This window comes from Photobacterium frigidiphilum (assembly GCF_003025615.1).
GTDB lineage: Bacteria > Pseudomonadota > Gammaproteobacteria > Enterobacterales > Vibrionaceae > Photobacterium > Photobacterium frigidiphilum.
Genome location: NZ_PYMJ01000062.1, coordinates 1 through 16,259 on the forward strand (window position 1 = coordinate 1; position 16,259 = coordinate 16,259).

At 39.8% G+C, this 16,259-nt stretch carries 14 protein-coding genes; 13 read left to right on the forward strand and 1 reads right to left on the reverse strand.

The features are described from left to right. Nucleotides 1-91: 91 nt before the first annotated feature. From C9J12_RS28590 to bcp, 5 genes are all read left to right on the forward strand, one after another. Nucleotides 92-1,492: a tyrosine-type recombinase/integrase gene (locus C9J12_RS28590; protein ID WP_107246587.1), complete on the forward strand. Its 1,401-nt coding sequence runs from the start codon at nucleotides 92-94 to the stop codon at nucleotides 1,490-1,492. Nucleotide 1,493: 1 nt separating this feature from the next. Further along, entirely contained in the window at nucleotides 1,494-3,848 is a 2,355-nt protein-coding gene (locus tag C9J12_RS28595) for a hypothetical protein (RefSeq protein WP_107246589.1), read from the forward strand. Nucleotides 3,849-3,861: 13 nt separating this feature from the next. After that, nucleotides 3,862-6,066 (forward strand): site-specific integrase, encoded by a 2,205-nt coding sequence (locus C9J12_RS28600; protein WP_107246591.1) that lies wholly within the window; start codon nucleotides 3,862-3,864, stop codon nucleotides 6,064-6,066. Next, a complete protein-coding gene (locus C9J12_RS28605; protein WP_107246594.1) occupies nucleotides 6,063-6,548 on the forward strand; it encodes a bacterioferritin comigratory protein in 486 nt (161 codons plus the stop codon). The genes C9J12_RS28600 and C9J12_RS28605 overlap by 4 nt, the downstream gene beginning before the upstream one ends. Before the next feature lie 148 nt (nucleotides 6,549-6,696). Further along, nucleotides 6,697-7,161, forward strand: coding sequence for a thioredoxin-dependent thiol peroxidase (bcp, locus tag C9J12_RS28610; protein WP_107246597.1), 465 nt, complete (start codon nucleotides 6,697-6,699; stop codon nucleotides 7,159-7,161). Between the two features lie 61 nt (nucleotides 7,162-7,222). Here bcp and C9J12_RS28615 read toward each other — a convergent pair whose 3' ends face one another. Continuing rightward, nucleotides 7,223-7,567, reverse strand: a complete 345-nt coding sequence (locus C9J12_RS28615) for a helix-turn-helix domain-containing protein (protein WP_107246599.1) — start codon at nucleotides 7,565-7,567, stop codon at nucleotides 7,223-7,225. Between the two features lie 102 nt (nucleotides 7,568-7,669). On the opposite strand from C9J12_RS28615, the gene C9J12_RS28620 reads away from it, so the two are divergent. The 8 genes from C9J12_RS28620 (at nucleotide 7,670) to C9J12_RS28660 (ending at nucleotide 15,791) form a co-directional block, all read left to right on the forward strand. Further along, nucleotides 7,670-8,194, forward strand: a complete 525-nt coding sequence (locus C9J12_RS28620; protein ID WP_107246602.1) for a hypothetical protein — start codon at nucleotides 7,670-7,672, stop codon at nucleotides 8,192-8,194. Beyond that, nucleotides 8,188-9,567 (forward strand): DEAD/DEAH box helicase, encoded by a 1,380-nt coding sequence (locus tag C9J12_RS28625; protein ID WP_107246605.1) that lies wholly within the window; start codon nucleotides 8,188-8,190, stop codon nucleotides 9,565-9,567. Before C9J12_RS28620 ends, C9J12_RS28625 begins: the two co-directional genes overlap by 7 nt. Before the next feature lie 282 nt (nucleotides 9,568-9,849). Next, nucleotides 9,850-10,155, forward strand: coding sequence for a hypothetical protein (locus C9J12_RS28630; protein WP_227876502.1), 306 nt, complete (start codon nucleotides 9,850-9,852; stop codon nucleotides 10,153-10,155). 281 nt (nucleotides 10,156-10,436) lie between these two features. Continuing rightward, complete coding sequence (locus C9J12_RS30550) at nucleotides 10,437-11,015, forward strand: DUF6988 family protein (RefSeq protein WP_146150128.1); 579 nt, start codon at nucleotides 10,437-10,439, stop codon at nucleotides 11,013-11,015. Nucleotides 11,016-11,152: 137 nt separating this feature from the next. Continuing rightward, nucleotides 11,153-12,157 (forward strand): PIN domain-containing protein, encoded by a 1,005-nt coding sequence (locus tag C9J12_RS28645; RefSeq protein WP_107246613.1) that lies wholly within the window; start codon nucleotides 11,153-11,155, stop codon nucleotides 12,155-12,157. 217 nt (nucleotides 12,158-12,374) lie between these two features. Further along, nucleotides 12,375-13,211, forward strand: a complete 837-nt coding sequence (locus C9J12_RS28650) for a hypothetical protein (protein ID WP_107246616.1) — start codon at nucleotides 12,375-12,377, stop codon at nucleotides 13,209-13,211. A gap of 109 nt (nucleotides 13,212-13,320) precedes the next feature. Beyond that, nucleotides 13,321-14,367 carry a nucleoid-associated protein gene (locus C9J12_RS28655; RefSeq protein ID WP_107246619.1) on the forward strand — a complete coding sequence of 349 codons (1,047 nt, stop codon included), beginning with the start codon at nucleotides 13,321-13,323 and terminating at the stop codon, nucleotides 14,365-14,367. Beyond that, entirely contained in the window at nucleotides 14,367-15,791 is a 1,425-nt protein-coding gene (locus tag C9J12_RS28660) for a hypothetical protein (protein ID WP_107246622.1), read from the forward strand. Before C9J12_RS28655 ends, C9J12_RS28660 begins: the two co-directional genes overlap by 1 nt. Nucleotides 15,792-16,259: the final 468 nt, after the last annotated feature.

Here is a 16,259-nt window from a genome sequence, read left to right on the forward strand (position 1 = left end):
TACCCCTGAATATTTTTAATGACAAAGTACCTTGATTGTTTTTTATGACTAGCTACCTTTGATATGTGGTTAACATATTGAGGGTAAGTTTGTGACAGAAACACATGATGAAGAACATCCTGATATTTATGATGACTACCGATTACTTTCCATAAAGGTAGATACATTAGCAAAGTTAAAAATGTCAGAGAGCATCAATGCTGAATCTAGAGAAGTGACTTACTCAACCTACCTTTCTCCTTCCAATCTAGAATCACGCCTCAAGAAAACAGATATTATCCTAGCTCCCGACGGAAGTGTTGTTTACCCACAATCTCTTTATCTAGTGTCAAAGTTACGGGGCGAAGGGGGCGTCAAGGATACTGACTCAATTGCAAAGGGCTTACTGGCTTTTACTCGCTATTTGGATTCCACTCACTACCCTCAAGTTGATGAAGATGGTAATGAGATACCGCCTGAATATCTAACTTATAAAACCCTATCGAAGTATGAAGAAGAAGGTGCGCCTTGGCGCTTTGCAAAACACCTCTTAGCAAACTGCCGCGCTAAAAGAAATGCAACCGGTGACGAAGCGTACTCGCTTAACTCTGCGAGAAGTTACATGGGTGCTGTGATTGGATTTTATAAGTGGATGCAAAAAAACGGTTATCTCAAAAATGATGATGAACACGTAGTAACGCATTTCAGTAAAGTTGAGAGCTATGAAGGCATTAATCAACACGATATGCTTGCTCACACTCACTCTGGCGCAAAACGAGTTTATGAGATATCAAACATCATGAAGGAGTTTCCAAAGAACGATCGAACTCCTACTTATAAAAAGTTGAAACCTATGTCGTTCGATCATAAAGAGCTGTTCTATCAACACATAGATGCATTACCAAAAGCTGTTTCCTTGATACTTAGGCTATGTGATGCGTCAGGGCTTAGGATTGATGAAGCCACCCACTTTCCTGCTAATGATATTGGTCACAAGGATTTCAGTGAGCTAGATGTCGTACCCGTTCGCATTACACATACCAAAGGCAGTAAACCTCGCACTGTTGAAGTCCCTATCGCACTTTATGAAGAATTAGAACAATACAAAGAAAGTAAACAACGACAACAGAACCTAATCAGACACAAAGAGCTTATTGAATCTAAACAAGAACGAGACTCAACAGGTTATCTTTTCGCCTCAAACAAAGGGCGTCCATACACTGAAAATACTCTAGAGGTGCATTTTGGTGTCCTACGAAAGCACATCCGAGAGATTGAACCGGACTGGTACTACCGTATTCACGATTTGCGGTCAACCTTTGCCACCCACTGGCTTTGGAGTGAGTATCAAAAGCGACAGGTTGCCTATGACTTTTTGATGGATGAGTTAGCAGAACTAATGGGGCATGCAAGCACCTCAACGACTGAAAAGTACATTAAGTTCATGAATAAACTTGATGACCAATTAAGAGTTGCAATGATTAAAAACAACAAGATAAGCGGAGGGTGGTAGCATGGCAAAAAGCCCACTCGCTAAAAATTCAAAGGCCACCAAGCACGTTAGAAATAGCAACAATGTAACTCCACTTCGCTTGACTATTCCTCACAAAGACACCAAAAGTAGAACGATAACAGAGTTTGATATCTCACATTTGTTGCACCTTAACACCAATAGCAATAACCATAAAATTGAAAGCCGCACACTTTACTTGCAGAGCTTTTGTAAGAAAGCCAAGCAATATGTTGACAGTGGCAAGTCAGCACAAACTGTCGTGTTGCTGTATGAAAATTTACGCGCTTTCATTACTTTTTGTGATGCTATAAAAATTAACCCGTTTTCAAAGGAAGGCTATTTAAAATACGTAGGGAATGATGGTGAGTTAAGGCGCCGCATTAAAATATACCACCCATCAAGAAGACTCTGGGAAAGGAGCAACGGTGATGAAATTGGCATAAAGGAAAGCACGGCAGCTGGCATAGTGTCATGCCTTCGCACAGCCCTTATATATTGTGGATTAACTGCTGATGCGTGGGCCACCCAGCATCGAGGGTTTAGTGGCGAAAAAGCGCCATATAGAGGTTATTCTGATGCTGAAGAAAAAATCCTTGTCACTAGGATGAGTGAGCTATTTTTCACCTTAGCCCCACTGCTCATTGCTGCAAAAAAAGAAAATTTAGCACTTCCTGATGAGTTACCCGTCGTTATTGATTTGGGTGAATACCAAGAAGTCATTTCGATTCAAACTTCCCTAAAAACACAAACACATGGACAAAGCAAAAATGGCACGTCTGTGAGACCTTCTGCTGCGTTTAACATAGCGATGGGGGCGGCATACCACCTAATGTGCTTTTTCACTTCATTGAACGACAGCAACGTACAAGGCATTTCTCACCCAATTACGATTCATTATGCTGACCGGGATAAAGGGTTACAGGTGGTCAAAGTTACGGGCTTTAAAACACGAGCAAACAAAAAGGTAGACGCAGTTCTAACCAGTCAGAGCTTCGACGTTGATAAGCGTGATGGGGTGAAGTTTATTAAAACCCTCGAGGTATTTTCGGCGCTATACGGCGGAGGCGAAGATGGTTCAGAATTACTCTACACACTCAATAATCAAGGGGAGAAAAGCAACAGGTTTGATTTAACACAATTAAACAAACACCTAATGGTGGAATTAAATCTGCTCTCACCCACACGCGCATCTAGTCTACCATGGTTTAAAGAGTTGTTTTATAGCTATCTAAATCAACACCTTATCGAGATTAGCCAAGTGACCACTGATCTTGGTAAAGTAGTTGTAAGTAAAGTAACTCGCCCGTGTTCGAAACCGAAAGCGACGCAAGGCGCAACCAATGCTGCCTACTGCATATTATCATGTTATACAGACTTGCCACTGAAAGGCGTTCTGCTACCACTTTCCTACTCAGAGAGAGATTCCGATGGCAACATCCGTGTTTCGCTGACATACCGAAACGGTAATTGCCACAGCTTCTCTATTACTGCTGCGGATAAACCGTTAATTCAAGATATCGAAAAATTCGCCACATCGTTAGCAGGTAAACAATACCCTAAATATGAACGATTGCTGCTTAAAAGAGGTGGTGCAAAGAAAGCGCCTAAAGATTGGGACGGAATTAGCCCTATCACGTCTAGCAGAATTAATACCTGGCCAATTGAGCCAAATGAATACTTCATTTCACTTCAATCAAGCCGTTGGAGAGAGATGACCAGTAACCAAGTGTACTCCGACAGTGGCAGAAGTGGTGTTCAGAGTATCCTTCAAAGCCTTCTTCAAACCATTGATAAGCATTATGCTAATGGTGACCCGAGGCTTAACAAAATCATCATTTCACAAGCCACGCAAGTCATAGACCATTTAAATAAAGACTCAAACTTAGAGCAAGCGAAAACAGTGGTTGCAGCAAAGCTTGGCATTACAATGCTAGCGCATGATGAGTGGCAAATGAAACAAGAGGAAGAAAGAGCAAAAACCAACCCTAATGGCATTTATTGCAATGGCCAGCAAAGTATCCTCCGCGGTAAAAACATGCAGCGCAAAACCAACAACGCAATGAGCTTAGCACTGCCTTGCACTGAGTACGACATGTGCCATAAATGCCAATCGGCCAAAGCCGTTGATGAGGTTCAATCCATCTATAAACTTATATCTTTCATTGATGTGTTAAAAGAAGCGTTAGACCAGCACCCCAATGCGAAAGATGAGGTGCATGAAAAGATAGCCGCTTTTGAACTTACCCTGGACGGTGCAAGTCAGGATGTGTACGACAATGCCATAGCGTTGTTTTACAAAAACGGTCGTCATCCACGGGTATCGACTGACCACGCCATTTTGACTTTATACCGTTAATTAAGAGTCTGACATGATAAAGCTACCTAAGCATGACCTTGACCGACAAAATGCCATAATCAATGCACAAAACAACGTTGGGAGCTACACAAATTACCTAAACGAAGTATTAAAGTCTGCAATTGAGTCGGGGGATTGGGATGAATTTGAAACGCTCGATATTGGCTTTAGAGTTACTGGCGAATCACTTGGTAAGATTGGTGACAACGATGCGTGGAGAGCGCTTCAAGCATTCTTTGAACCTAATGCGACCAAAAAAAGCTCAATAGACTTTTCGCTCAATGGAAAGGTGATGGAGCACAACCTAAAAAACCAATTAAAAGCCCTTCTATTGAAAATGATGTGGCTCTCTCCCAAAGATTATTCTTTCGAATCCATTTACAACACTATCACTACATTAAAAAAACTCATACCACCTCTTTTGCGTGAAGGCTACAACAGCTTTGAGGCTTTGAGTTTTGACCGATTAGAATCTTGGGTTCTGAGCAACTTTACCGATGTCGATTTTAAAAGACATAAAACCTACGCAGCACTCAATAAGCTGTACACCGAGGCACAAGGACTACCGTTTAACATTACTTTTACCAAAAAATTAAACGCATCAGATTTTGGCTTAGCCCTTAAAGAGGATAAGCAACACACAGTAGTCCCTCAACGATTATATCATTTAGGGCTGAGAAAATCAGAAGCACTAGTTAACGAGTTATACCCGATCCGAGATGAGCTGGGCAAACTATCAAATTACATTACAGCCTATTATGAAAACCTCTATCAAGCGTATGCCAAATACCTTACCAGCGATGAGGCAAGATTAAAAAACGGTAGATTTAAGTGGTATTTAACTAAATCACACAAAGGTGATAGAGAAAGAACAATAGCCTTTCAAACAGATTTTCTCGCATTAAACTCCCCATCAGAAGCAGCAGCTATTGAGTTACTCTACAAGCACAAACCCCCGATCTATTCTCAGCACATCGATAAATTTCACCTTGATAAAACATTAAGGGTTGGCAACAGGGTAATAGTGGGGCTTGGAGAGGCGCAGTCGTTGTTTAAACGGCTCCACGGCGGTTGCCTTTGGGCACTAATGTCTCGAACAGGCATGCGCTCTGATGAAATATTTCATCTTCATACCTCGAATGGATACTCAGAAGAAACTATATCCAAGCAAACCATTCATGTTATTCATGCCGACCTATCCAAGACGACCAAAGGCTCTCAGTCAAAACAAGATGAGTTTGTCACAACTAAGATTGGAAAAAAGGCTTACGAGATTCTCCAGGCCTTGCATGAGCCATTTAGAAAACGACACCCTAACAGCCAAGCGTTTTTTCATAAGGTAAAAGGCGACTGTGGCGCTATAAATAAAGCCCAACTCGGCAAGCATATTAGTGATTGGTTTGAGGGTGCAATAAGCGAGAAGCTCGCACTGGCCAATGACGATGTAATGGATTTGAAGATCTCCGACCCTAATCTTTCGTTTAGCGTGGGTGATAATTATGAGTTCTCAGGGCATCAACTTCGCCGCTCGTTTGCATACTACCTTATCGGGTATGAACTTTGCGCATTTCCACAACTCAAGCAGCAGTTCAGCCATGTATCGATGGCGATGACACGGCATTACGCCAAGAATGCCAGTAAATTCCAGAAAATCAGAAAACAAAAACAAAACTTGGCTCATGCCATTGACGAAGAAAGGGTTGAGCAAAAAGCACAAGTCTACCTCAACATCTATAAGAAACTGGCAAATAAAGAACGGGTAGCTGGCGGTAAGGGTAAAGAGTTTGCCAAGAACATGATGAAAGCTAAGCACAACCTGTTTAAAGATAAAGTCGATGACGACATGCTATCACTCAATTATTGGAGTAAGCAGATTAGAGATCAAAAGCGTCATATTCATGCTGTCGCCCCTGGTGTTTACTGCACTTCAACAAGTTGTAGTCTGCGCACACAGGTCAACCTTTTAGAATGTGTGGACTGTAAAAACGACTACATTGTCGATGCTGTTTTTGCCGAGGCTAAACGCAAGGAAGCTGAAATCAATATGCTGTGGGATATTGAACATGATGAATTAACACCTCAAACAGCGAGTGAAGCATATATCAAGATCACCGCTGCTGAGCGCATTATGAGTGACTTAGATATGAATTATGAACCAGTTAAGATGCCACAAGAAGTAAAAGAGCTGCTGATACCTTTCGGAGTAACTGTGCAATGACACAAGCAACCAAAAACAAACTAATAGAAGCCCTAAAACGACTGTTAGATAGTAAACCTGAAAATCGCGAACTGAGGAAAAAAGTCCGAGAAGGTAAACTAAAAATCAACAATAGTACCGTTGAGAAAGAAGCTGGGCTATCTGTTGGAGCACTACGTAGGCATGAAGATGTTCGAGTCATGGTGAAGAATAAGTCACTGGAATCCCGCGCTGCACAAGATGACTTCAGTCAATCGCCCATTGATGTATTACAATCAGAAATCAAACAGTTAAAAAGCGATAAGACTCAAGCCAATAAAAAGAAAAAAGAATACCTAGACCTCGCTAAAAGCCACGAGCAAGCATTAGCCACACAAGCAGCAAGCCATATAAAAATGGTTCAGGAACTCATGAAAATGCTGCATGAAAGTGAGCGAGAGAAAGCAATGGATAAGGTCGTCAAAGCAAGACCAGATAACCTTATCAAAGGCGATTTTAGATAAACCTATCCTGTTTAGTGTAATCACTAGACAGGACGGTTAGTTATCGATAAGAATGCACACTCTAACATTATAAAAATGCTCTAAACCGGACGTAGCTAACCGCACCAATCCGTAAATAGCTTAAATTAAGAAAGTAAGGACAAAAACAATGGCAATTGAAGCCGGACAAACTGCACCAGATTTTACGCTTAATGACCAAGACAACAACCCAGTGACGCTATCTGAGCTTCAAGGAAAGAAGGTACTGCTCTACTTCTACCCGCGCGCTTCAACGCCAGGCTGTACTGTTCAAGCTAAAGGACTACGTGATACTAAGGCTGAGCTAGATGCCCATAATGTCGTTGTTCTTGGTTTAAGCCCAGACACACCGAAAAAACTGACTAACTTTATCAACAAGCAAGAGCTGAACTTCACTTTGCTAGCCGATGAAGAGCACGCAGTTTGTGAGAAATATGGTGTTTGGCAACTTAAGAAGTTCATGGGCCGAGAGAACATGGGTGTCGTAAGAACAAGCTTCCTGATTGACGAGTCGGGAAATCTTGAGCATGTATTCAACAAGTTCAAAACCAAAGACCATCATGAAGTCGTTCTAGACTACCTTAACAGCAAGTAACTCTTAGATTACCAACCGAGCCGAGCCAGCTCCTCTTTCGCTGGCTCTTATCGCTGCTTAACTAGTCCCCTTCCGAGCTATTGCCTTCTGACGTTGCTGCAATAAGCCGAGCGGTCATATCAAGAACCTTCTGCTTATCATTCTCAGACAGCTTATTCAAATTCACCGCTAATTCAGCTGATACTTCATCTTCACAAAAGAAGTAACTCAACGGCACACCAAGTTCATCTGCGATTTTCTTCAGCGTACTGATATCAGGAGTATGTCGCCCCTTTTCATACTGGTTCATTCTTGGGCTTGCTGAGCTTTCATCCATGCCTATACGCTCCCCCAACGCCTTTTGGGATAGCTTCGCTTTTTTACGCGCTTCTTTGAGGCGTATTGGGATTGGGTTATCGAACGACACTTATGATTCATATCTCTAATCTCAGGTAACTAAGATTTTCTTAGTTTTACTGATTTCTGTATACTAAGCAATCCTTAGTTTTTTTGTTTGTATGAGTAGTAAATGAAACGTTCTGCGAAAGTCAGTGCGGTAATGCACAAGTTGTTGATAGAAAAAGAGATGGATGGTTTTTCAGTTATAGAGTTACGGGATGCCTCTATTTCAATTAGCAACGACCACACTGAACCGGATGAAGCACGCAAAATAGTCTACCGACAAATCCTACGCTTTATAAAGAACGATTGGCTTAGAAGTGAAGGTACTGGGCAGAAGAAAAGGTACTTCCAAACCGACCTTTTTAAAACTCTACAAGTAGCGCCAAAGCCAGAAGCGGTTGAGATTGAGATATCTTCGATGACTGATTACTCGATATTGAGACGTGAGCGCAGCCAATATAAAGGTGAGTTAGAAATTGTTCTGGGAGAGATTGAAGAGTACCAATCCCTTAACCATCGTTTTCCTGAACTGAAGGTCAAACTGACTCCATTCCTTGAGCAGGCAAAAGAACGTTCAGCCCACCTACTTGGAAAGGTAAACGTTTTGACGAATGTTCTCAAAACACTTTCTGAAGGTAAAACAACGTGCTGAGGCAGTGGCAAGAAGAGTGTTCAAAAGAAGCGTTGAAGAAGTATTGTTCGAATCAAAACCACTTCTTTTGTCAAGCAACGCCAGGAGCCGGAAAAACAGTCCTTGCGTCAACTGTCGCATCAAGATTATTAGAAAACAAAATGATTGATCTAGTACTGTGCTTTTCCCCATCCCTAACGGTTTCAGATGGCATAAAAAGAACCTTTTCAAAAACTCTAAACTGTACTTTTAATGGTGGGTTAGGTGCTATCGGTCAATCGCTCACATACCAATCGATCCAATTTTTGAGCGATGATTTTTGGCAGACACTTGGAAACTACCGTATGTTTGTCGTCTTCGATGAGATACACCACTGCTCGGGGTCAGACACTGCAAATGCGAACATATGGGGTCAACAAGTCCTTACCAAAATTCAAGGGTTAGCTACCTATACACTCGCAATGTCTGGCACACCATGGCGTTCTGATTCTCTCCCCATAGCCATGGGAGAATACAGCGACCCTGATGGTCAACTTTTCGTTGATTACCAATACACATTAAGACAGGCTATTGCAGACAAAGTTTGTAGAACTCCGAAAATAGTACTCGTTGATAACGAACACCTGTCGGTCACAAATGATGAAAAAATTGAGTCCTTTTCTTCGATTTTAGAAATGATAAAAAAGACTAAAACCTCTTACCAAAGTGTCATTCACAATCAAGAGGCGATGGAGTACCTGCTTGATCTGGGTTGTAAAAAACTAGCTGAATTACGTACTCAATCGCCAAGTGCTGGAGGGCTAGTTGTCGCCTCGTCAGTTCAACATGCACAATCAATTCAGAGGATACTATCTCATAAGTATGCTCAATCAGTCTCAATCGTTACTTACCGCCATGAAGAGCCTTTAGCCGAAATAGAACGTTATCGACAAAGTAGTGACCAATGGATTGTAAGTGTTGGAATGATAAGCGAAGGTACCGATATCCCCCGACTTCAAGTATGTTGCCACATGAGTGCGGTTAAGACAGAGTTGTACTTTAGGCAGGTACTTGGTCGCATTCTCCGTGTAAACGACGCCACAAACCAGCAAGCATGGCTATTTACCTTTGCAGAGCAAAGCCTAATCGAGTTTTCTGAGCGCATTGAGCAAGACATACCCGAGACCTGTATATTTGCAAAAATAAATAGTTCTGAAGCAGTAGAAGCAGAATCTTATTACCACAATTCAGGCAAAACTAAGTTATTGGAAAATATCGAGAATGAAAGCACGCAGTTAACATGGACTTCGACATCGAGCACCGGTAGCAGCTCTAGCGGTATCATGGGGAGCTTTGATGAAATCCGGTTAGGTTCATTCAAACAGCGAATAATTAATGCATTCGTTGGGACGTGAATCAAGCTGGTAAGCCCAGTTCATGGACCGGCTCCACCTTAACATCGAATGAAAGCAAATCTATTAGCTATCTGAACTCAATTAGGTGTGTTACGTGGTCAGTAGCTAACGCCTTTGCCTTATAAATAAAGATAGATTTAGCCAACATCACCTTTCAACCTTCAAACTATCGTCTAGATTAGATCTGCCCCGAACTGTGTTTCAGAACGAATCTTAAATTATGGCCAGCAACTTATTATGCTATAGATTACCTAATGTTATTTTTGAGTTGAGAAACAGGCTATGAGTAAAAAACGGTTGCCAGAAAAAGAACTGGTTGAGGGGATGACACCCCATACTGCACATGTTGATGAACTGGCTGATGTAACATGGGATGAGCTAGGCCTTGAACCCACAGAAAGTGATTACAAAGCCGCATTGAAAAGGATTGAGTCTCTGTTTGATGTAGCTGAACCTGGCACTCCCGAAGGTGACGAACTTGAAAAGCTAGTTACTTGGGTTGAAGCATACGAAGATGCGCTGGACAGAGAAATAATCAGGCAAAGAAAAAGCTCTCCTGAAATCGATGTAAATCTTGATGAACTATGATCTCTGGCTCTCTCCACGTCCCGATCTAGCTAGCTAGCACAGATTTGCCCCATTGTTACTTAGAGTAAAAGCGCATTCACATTCTGTTAATGCGATTTTGGCTTATCACAAATTATCCAAAGTGGCATGAACATCGACTTAGAACGTTCACAACCATTTAAGATCCCAATATTATAATTAAGTTATTGATTTAACTTTTAACTACATAAGGAAAGGCGGCATCATAGACACACAAAAGATGGCTTTCACCATCAAATAGCCTTATACATTACGAGGAAGTGATGCGAAGAAAAACAGAACGATGGGTTCAATCATTGAAGTCCTTAACATCAAAACTGACGGTGAAAGCAGATGATAGAAACCGTTTAGCATTAGGTTTAATGTACGCAAGTAATGAGCATTGTTGTTCTATATATGAGCTTTGCGGAAAGAACATACCCTCATCAGCTTTTGCTTTATTGCGACCGCAACTTGAAGCCCATGTCCGTAGTTTATGGGTAGCTAGGTGTGCATCCATGGATGAAATTAATGGTATTTATGCTGGTAAGGAGTTCCCTAGTAAGAATGTAATACTAACTGCAATCACGGAACTTGAAGAGTTCAGAGATGGTGTGTTCAAAGATAAAGTTAATCAGATGTGGAAACTTCTATGTGATTTTACTCATGGTGGCGGTGTTCAAGGAGCATGGCACATCGGTCGGCATGAAATAGGCAGTTATTTTGAGAAGTGCCAAATCGAAACGCTTTACGGGCTAACGTGTAATATTTCTTACCTTAATTCAATAGCTATGGCAAAAGTGTGTAACTCTGAAGCGATAGCTACGAAGCTAACTGATAGCTACAAACGAATTCACAAATAATACATATACAAACGTTTAAAACAGACTCGCAACACTCGGTATTTTTAGTTCAGGTTTAAGGCGTAGTTATTTAGGTTGAGTGAGTCCATGCCATTCGTTAACTCGATTAAGTAAAATTCAGTATATTTGGGGTTATTATGTTTCATATTTTCCTTGATACTTGTGTCTTTTTAGATATTTCAACAAAAAAACACGATCTTCCGTTGGTTTCAGCATTGGAAGAGCTTATTGGTGCAGGTGTTATTAAATTAGTTGTCACAGATCTAGTAGCTGAAGAGTACGAAAGAAATAAGGCAGACGTAGCAAATAAGACAGCAAAACGACTATCGCAAGAGTTTAAGCAAGTTAAAGCGGTAGTAAGCGAGTTTGCGGATGAAAAGCAAGCAGAAACAATCGAAGTGCTAAACGACATTAATGCTCGATTACCCCTCTTAACTGATGCCAACTATGTGACTATCTATAGAGTCGAAAAGTTGATTGAATCAGCTGAAAAAATTAGTATAAGCGAGCGATCTAAAATTGCTGCGGTTCAGCGTGGCTTGGATAAAAAAGCCCCTTTTCATATCAGTAAAAACTCTGTAGCTGACGCCGTGATCATTGAACAATTTTACGAATTTTCACAGGGTGTTAGTAATACAGATAGTTGCTTCTTCATTACTCATAATCACAATGATTTTTCAGCCAAAGATCACCGTAAGCCACATCCTGATTTTGACAACATATTTAATAGTGAAAATGTTTGTTATTTTAATAACTTGGCGTCTGCAATTAATTTGATCGACGAAGATTGTTTGGCTGGGATTGAGTTTGAGTTTGACTACACTGAGGAAACAAGGGGGTTAAGGGCTATTCTCGATGCAATGGATGAGCTAGTCGACAAGGTTTGGTATAACCGACACCAAAACAGAATGTGGAAAATTGAAAATGGTGAAATCGAAATTGTTCCAGAAGGTACTCAACGTTACGGTAACGATGTTATTCATGATCATATTATTGAGGGCGCAATGAAGTCAGCTAAGCGTGTAGAAGATATTTATGAAAATGTTGGTCCTTGGAGTGACTTTGATTGGGGTATGATTAACGGTAAGCTGTCTGCTTTACGCTGGGTGCTAGGTGATGAATGGGATATGTTAGACACTTAAATAATCTTAGAGTTAACAAGTATATAACGCTTTACTTTAAGGTACTTTTACTAATCAAACAGAGCTGAGCTAGAGCAATAATTCTAGGTCAGTTTTGCCCAAAGCGCGTTGCGGTTGATGGGCTTCTCAGTTCATCAAATTATCATTTGCCCTAACATTACTCATGTTGCAAAGTGCCTAGTAATTCAAAGAAAAGTTAACGAGAGGTCGGGAAAGGATGAGTGAATACCAGCCAATAGTCGATGCCATTGCTGGTTTGCAGTCTAATGCCTTCAAGGACTATTTTCTTCCTATTGGTGCTATTGCAACTTCAGCACTTGTAGGCTTTAAAGCTGCCAAGTTCGCGATTGGTCATCAAGAAGATGTTAAGGCTGAGATAGGTAAAATTAAAGCTCTTAATAGGGTCATAATGGATGCTAATGCTATGAGAGTTAGTTTATTAGCTCATAAAGCAACCTATTTTAATATACTTCCTTGTAATCCTATCCTGAGAGTTTTTGCTCTCAAGCCAACTGTTGGTGATTTCTATACCCCTAAGCTTGATGAGGTGGATTTAAGCTTTGTATCTTCTCACTCGACTGTCTTGACTACGGAATTTGAACGATGGTCTAACCCAATGTATATTCACGCACTTTTTACAAATTACAAGTCATTAAAAATGCAATGGGAGCTTTTTCATCAAAAGAGAACTGAGATAGAGTCTATTATCGATGACTATGCACTAAACCAAATAGACCGAGATGAAATGATTAATGGGATAGGTCATCCCACTTTAATGAAGCTAACAGGTCTCGCCGAATTAACCATTAATTCTACAGATCAATTATTGGTTGAACTGACATGTTTTTGTATTGCATTTCCTCATTTTGCTAAAGAATTGATATCACAAGAATATCAAGAAAAGTACGGCAGAATAATAGAGGTGAGGTTGCCAACTGCATCAGCAATAGTAGATTTATTGAGTCTTTGTACACCTGTCGATTATCATGTCATGTCCGAGATACAAGGCGATACATTGGCTGAAATCAAAAGAGTGTATCAACCAGCCTTTTAAATAAAACAAACGCATTAGCTATACGTGCATCACTAACTGCACTGAATTCAGGTGCGTATACGGTTGGGGTCTGTTACATTCCAGTAAAAACTTATAAGTGAAGACAAGTATGAGCGACCAAATTGATGCAAATGATGTTGATGTAAATGATGATGAAGAAGTATTGGATAATCCGATTGAAATGTTAAGAATTTACGATTTGGAGCATAGTGTTGGTTATACCAAGAGTGAGATAGACCTTACTTCAAATACTGATTTATTGTCATTTTTAATAAAATTATCTCAAGATACGATGAATAGTGAGTCTTCTAGATCTTACACTTTTAATGACAATGCACACATTAAAAGTGAGATTTTGACGATCGATGATGATATCGACTTACATGCAACTAACATTGCAGATCACCTCTTTGAAGCAGAAAATAAGTCTCGGTTCAAAACTTCAAATGGCTCCTTTGTTATTGCAAAGTTGAACACCGTAAACAGGAATTGCTATCTTTTGACAAAGTTAGACTTCAAAAAGTACTTCGAAGAAAAGACTTATAAGCTCAAATCTGGCTTACCAGAAGACGATGCTATTCTGAAATCTTGTCTAATCAACATCAAAGAAGACGGCTCTCTTGAAGATATTATTTATCTAGCAGACAAGAACGGCACTATTGCTTTCTTTTGGCACACTGATTTCTTAGATTCTACCCCGCAAAGAAACAACGAAATCAACACCAAAGAAGTCTATGAATTAGTAGGCAGGTTACTGCGCACTAAAGTAAAAAAGGTATCAGAGAAAGATTTCTATTCACTGAAGGACTGCGTCAATAGTTACTTTCATACTAAAGAAACCTTTAACTTTGATGAGTTTGTTAAAGAGACTATTGATTCTTACACACCTCTTGAGGACGACTTTACTGTAACGGAGCTTGTTAGTGCTCTAAAACATGCTAAAGCGACACAAGATTTTGATGGTTCGTTTGAAATTGATAAAACTTATATAAAAAAGAAAATTAAAGAAACCATAGATATCAACGATGGTGTTAAGCTTATTATACAAGGCAACACTAGTGATATTATCTATGAAGTAACCCATGACCAAAAAGACTACCTTATGATCGAAACGAAAAATAAAAAAGGTAGATTTGAACCTAAAGAGCTAGATTAATGTCTGTTCAATATTCTGAAGAGCTTACAACTTATTCTTGTGAGTTAACTCCTGAGTCTGCCGTTTGGAAACAACACCTCTCTGACTTTTTAGAGAGTGTTTCCCATGACTCTGGGTCAAGAAAAGAGGTATACATATACCATCTTGGTGAACAAGAAGATTCTTTTGAATTGGACATGTCATCGGAATCAAAAATAGAAGCGTGTTTACAAACACTAGCCCAAATTGAACCTGACTCTAGTAACATCAGAGTCAGGCTAGTCGCAAATAAATGTAGTCCAGATCGCGTCTTACAGATTTATTCGCCTAGAGATTTTGTTACACGTCTGGAATCTAAAAGAACGCAGACACAGTTCAAGTTCGTATACGTAGAACTCAGAAGTAACTACGATAAAATTTATGTCGCTGGCAAACCCATCGATATATCAACAGTTGTCACCACTGAGGGAGACAAGTACCTTCTAGCTAATAAAGTACGAGTTTTTGATGATGTTTTTGAGCTTAAGAATTCAAGTATAGAATACATCGAAGACTTGCTTGATCTTTTATCTATTGATAGTCACCTTTCAGATTACTTTCTAAAGCTAAGGACCATATCATCATTAGCGATATTAAGCCGAAAATGCTCAATTGATAAGCTTCAGTTTTGTTTTGATGGTGACAAGCAAATTTCTTTGTCTGGTCGAGACGTAGAGTTCTATTATAGTTACGGACAAGTTATTTATGACTTTTACCGTTGGGGACTTAGTGATGAAAGATATCGAACACGAATCAGCATCATCAACCATGTTTTTGCACAATACCAAGATATCGAACAATCATTTAAGCATTACCTGTTCGATATTCTAGAATCAAATTATAAAGTATATATATCAGATAATTTTGAACAGTATGTCGAAGTCACTTCAAAGTTGTCCGATTTTTTGTATGAAACAACAGCAAAAATTGGAGATAAAATTTCTGATAGTATTGCATCAGCACGTAATATTCTGATTCTCACACTTTCTTATTTCTTTACAATCATCGTTTTTACTGGGATTGATAAGGGAAGAGTAGAAAATGTGTTCAACTTTGAAATCAGTATGCTATCGACGCTCTTTATTGTTGGAGGCCTCGTTAATCTCTATTGGTTAAGGAATGAAATAGTAGCTAATACTCAGTTAGCGAAGATGCAACTCAACGAAATGATCAATAGATATTCAGTTTATATAGGTGATGGTGAACTCTCTGATATCAAAGATTGCCCATCGTTAGAGTTAGTGTCCAATAAAGCAAACCAATACCGAGTTTACTTAAGTTATGGAGTCGTTCTTTGTGCGCTTTTATTTTTGGTTTGGTACCTATACTCATTGAAGACACCTTTACCATTCTTAGACGCCATAAGTGCCGATATGACTAAAGCTAAAGAAACAATATCTAAATAAACATAGGCTCCATATCGGAGCTGACCTGCTTTTATCACTCTGCCTTTAGTTGAGCTATCGCTCTTACATGCTTCATTAACTTTGCACTAATTTTTAATTCTAGTTCTGACTGAATTTCCTGTAATGCCATACTTACTAAAATTTGTTGAGTATTGACGAATTGTCAGTGAGCAACTCTTTTGGAAATAACAAGAGAGTACGCACCGTAATGGCAAGCTAACTGAATAGGGATTACCTTACAAAAAATTATTCATGAATTGCTAATTTAGCAAAGCAACTGACAAACTTCTGTCCATCTTCAATTCAGGCAAGCATGGCTGAATCATTCCTGCCCAAAAACATGCCAGCCATGTTGTATAAGCTTTCCGCCCTATGGCAGATTTAACTTATGGATTTAATCATTTTGCTCATTAATGCACTGTGATTATGTGCATATAAAATGCAATTCCTCCTTTCCACAAATGCTTG

Excerpts from the sequence above, each read along its gene's own strand:
- C9J12_RS28655 (WP_107246619.1), top strand. The coding sequence starts at position 13,321 with ATGAGCGACCAAATTGATGCAAATGATGTTGATGTAAATGATGATGAA.
- C9J12_RS28600 (WP_107246591.1), top strand. The coding sequence starts at position 3,862 with ATGATAAAGCTACCTAAGCATGACCTTGACCGACAAAATGCCATAATC.
- bcp (WP_107246597.1), top strand. The coding sequence starts at position 6,697 with ATGGCAATTGAAGCCGGACAAACTGCACCAGATTTTACGCTTAATGAC.
- C9J12_RS28660 (WP_107246622.1), top strand. The coding sequence starts at position 14,367 with ATGTCTGTTCAATATTCTGAAGAGCTTACAACTTATTCTTGTGAGTTA.
- C9J12_RS28620 (WP_107246602.1), top strand. The coding sequence starts at position 7,670 with ATGAAACGTTCTGCGAAAGTCAGTGCGGTAATGCACAAGTTGTTGATA.
- C9J12_RS28630 (WP_227876502.1), top strand. The coding sequence starts at position 9,850 with ATGAGTAAAAAACGGTTGCCAGAAAAAGAACTGGTTGAGGGGATGACA.
- C9J12_RS28595 (WP_107246589.1), top strand. The coding sequence starts at position 1,494 with ATGGCAAAAAGCCCACTCGCTAAAAATTCAAAGGCCACCAAGCACGTT.
- C9J12_RS30550 (WP_146150128.1), top strand. The coding sequence starts at position 10,437 with ATGCGAAGAAAAACAGAACGATGGGTTCAATCATTGAAGTCCTTAACA.
- C9J12_RS28650 (WP_107246616.1), top strand. The coding sequence starts at position 12,375 with ATGAGTGAATACCAGCCAATAGTCGATGCCATTGCTGGTTTGCAGTCT.
- C9J12_RS28645 (WP_107246613.1), top strand. The coding sequence starts at position 11,153 with ATGTTTCATATTTTCCTTGATACTTGTGTCTTTTTAGATATTTCAACA.
- C9J12_RS28605 (WP_107246594.1), top strand. The coding sequence starts at position 6,063 with ATGACACAAGCAACCAAAAACAAACTAATAGAAGCCCTAAAACGACTG.